Consider the following 1,093-nt stretch of genomic DNA (forward strand, 5'->3'; position numbering starts at 1 on the left):
GTGATTTTTTAAAACTTGCTTTACACATCGAAGTTTAAATGCGTAATCATACTTGACTTTTCTTCCCATAATAATACCCTCAAATAGTGTCTAACTTTTTGGGAGCAGTTCAAAATCCGCGAGGATTTTCGTAAGTAGGCTAGAACTAGCAATAAATTATATACGGTGTTAGCACAAGTATTTTATAATTCATAACTCCATTTATTTGTCTTTAAATCATAAGAAACCCAAATATGTCTTAAATAGGGAACATTAATACCTGTCTTCTCATATTTTTTTACTTCCCATTTTTTAACTTGACTAATTAATTCAATCGCATCTTTTTCAAATTCTGTAATAGGGTTTCTATTAGCATCTTCAATTCCTGTTGTTAAATTAAAGATAGAATCTTTCTTTCTTATTAATTCTCTTTGTCTTGTTATTGAAATTAAATTACCATTTGAATCAATCAAAACATTTAAAAGAGTAATGGGTTTTTTGTATTCCTTTATTTTTCCATTTTCGAGAATAGAATTTATGTCAGTTACATTTATACAGTAGTTAAACTCACTTTCATATTCAAAAATGTAATTTTCAATTTTGAATGAATTGCCATTATCTAACATTTTTTGTTCTCTCAGACCAATTGGTCTATTGTTAATAATTTTTGAGTTAGAACACATTCCACTAAAAGTTAAATTACCTTTATATTTATAGGCATAAACTAACCATTTTTGATTTTTTTTAGCGCTCCAATCGCAAGAAGTCCATTGTCCTGTATATTCTTCTTCTGCTGTTACATCAAATTCTAGTGTTTTGGGAAAATCTCCGTTTTTATAATGTTTAGAAATGTCAAAGGTAACTTTATAAGTCAAGCTATCTTTAGCGTAAATTTTTGAAATAATTTTCCCCTCAAAAACATATTCTGATGAATAAAATTCTAATATAGGATTATAAACAACGCAATCACAAGCAAAAGTAAGTGTTGAAATTAGAATTGATAATATTGTCAGAATTCGTTTTTTCATATTTGTGCTAACGTTGTTGTATATGGTTTGTTGCGTGTTTCAAGCAACTAATTTAGTAAATAATTACGGACAAAGAAAGTCCGCGA

The 1,093-nt window shown here is 27.9% G+C and carries 1 protein-coding gene; it reads right to left on the minus strand.

What is annotated here, in order from left to right; genetic code table 11:
• Positions 1–182 precede the first annotated feature (182 nt).
• The gene (locus M4I23_RS19505; protein ID WP_249755528.1) at positions 183–1,007 is read right to left on the minus strand and encodes a hypothetical protein; all 825 of its coding nucleotides are present in this window, start codon (positions 1,005–1,007) and stop codon (positions 183–185) included.
• Between the last annotated feature and the right edge of the window lie 86 nt (positions 1,008–1,093).

Origin of the sequence: Algibacter sp. L4_22 (genome assembly GCF_023473045.1) — a bacterium.
In the GTDB taxonomy this organism is placed as follows: domain Bacteria; phylum Bacteroidota; class Bacteroidia; order Flavobacteriales; family Flavobacteriaceae; genus Algibacter.

Coding starts and splice junctions, on each gene's coding strand:
- M4I23_RS19505 (WP_249755528.1), bottom strand. CDS start 1,007: ATGAAAAAACGAATTCTGACAATATTATCAATTCTAATTTCAACACTT.